The organism is Mucilaginibacter sp. P4_G9 (assembly GCF_056400985.1).
This window is the reverse complement of the sequence record NZ_JBFUKF010000674.1, coordinates 1-1,726: the sequence shown is the minus strand read 5'-3', so window position 1 is coordinate 1,726 and position 1,726 is coordinate 1. Positions and strand designations below refer to the sequence as shown.

Here is a 1,726-nt window from a genome sequence, read left to right as displayed (position 1 = left end):
CCCTACAGATGATTGGGTGAACTGGATGTTTATGTTGGGGTCTTTGCCAATCCAGTCAACACCGCCTGTTCCGTTCTGGATATTTGTGGGTGCATCGCTCATCCGCGTTACCGTTTGTATGCCCGGCAACCGCAATGCCTCGTTTTTAAACAGACTGTATTTAGCAGTAAGATCGCCTTCAAGCGGAATGTACACCAGGTTTTCTTTATCATATCCCAGGTTTTTAGATTGGATATAATTCATCTGTTTTGATATAACGATAGTGCCGGTGATTAATACAACCGATAACACAAACTGAAATACCACCAGTCCTTTACGGAAGATAGTAGTGCCCGAATCTAATTTTAAGGTTCCTTTTAAAACTTTTACCGGGTTAAACGATGATAGAAACAAGGCCGGATAACTGCCCGATACTAATCCGGTTATTAAGGTAATAGCAGCCAGTTTTACCCAGAAAGCAACCTGGTTAAATGGCAAATCAATTTGTTTTTGAGTTACCTGGTTAAATACAGGCAGTAATAAAATTAATAGTACCAGCGATATAATTACCGATATGAATGTAATAAGCAACGACTCGCTGATAAACTGTTGTACTAAAACCGACCGCACTGCCCCAACTACTTTACGTACCCCAATTTCTTTAGCTCGCTTAACCGAGCGGGCCGTAGATAAATTCATGAAATTGATGCAGGCTATAAGCAGGATAAAAATGGCGACAATGCTAAATATGTTAACATACTCAATACGCCCACCCACAAATTTACCATCCTCAAAATTGCCATGTAAGTATAGTTCGGGGTAACGTTTTATACCCAGATCAATAATAAAAGTAGATGTTTTGCGGTTGGTGCCGTTATATTTGTCCAAAAAATGGCTAATCTTTTTTTCAAATTTTACCGGATCAGCATTTGCCCGCAGCATAATGATTAGCCCCGGTCCCTGATTGCCCCAATCCCTGGCCCAGGTATTTTCTTCTAAAAAGTTATCCCAGTTTACAAGATACTCAAATTTTTGCGAGGTATTTTTAGGCAGGTCTTCAAATACAGCCGTTACCGTTAAGTTTTTGTGATTTTCGTACCGGATAGTTTTGCCTATTGCGGCCTGGGGGCTGCCAAAAAATGCGTTAGCCATTTTGTGGGATATGGCCAGGCTCGCGGGTGTGTTTAAAGTGTTTTGCACGTTGCCCTGTAATAACCTGAAGCTAAATATTTTAAAATAATCGGCACCCGCCGATGTCCCCGTTTGCTTTAGTATCTTATCGCCAACCTGGAAAGTATTGATCTGATTGAACCCCAGGTTCATAGCATACTGCACTTCGGGCAGTACCTTTTTCATTTCATCGGCAGTACTGCCGGGAGTATTAAAGCTGCCATGAATTTTATGATCGTAATTCTGCAACTCATATACCGAGTAAATACGAGATCCGTTTTTTAACCCCGAATCCATACTCAACTCATCCTGCACCCATAGCAAAATAAGCAGGCTGCAAACCAGTCCTACCGAAAGCCCTGCAGCATTAATAAAGGTATGCGTTTTGTTTCTCAACAAATTACGCCAGGCTACTTTTAAATAATTCTTAATCATTGCTATATTTTTAAGCTTAAAGCTGAAGGCACAAAGCCTAAAGCTTTTATAAAACCGTGTATATTGCTTTTAGCTTTAAGCCTTCGGCTTTTAGCTCCTTACTCGCTTCTTAAACTTTTTATCGGGTTAATCAGCGCTGCTT

General features: G+C 40.7%; 1 protein-coding gene. It reads right to left on the bottom strand.

Annotated features, from left to right (window positions below; genetic code table 11):
* Positions 1-1,584, bottom strand: a 1,584-nt coding sequence (locus tag AC1DPZ_RS26610; RefSeq protein WP_477409182.1) for an ABC transporter permease, incomplete at its 3' end; no start/stop codon positions are given.
* Between the last annotated feature and the right edge of the window lie 142 nt (positions 1,585-1,726).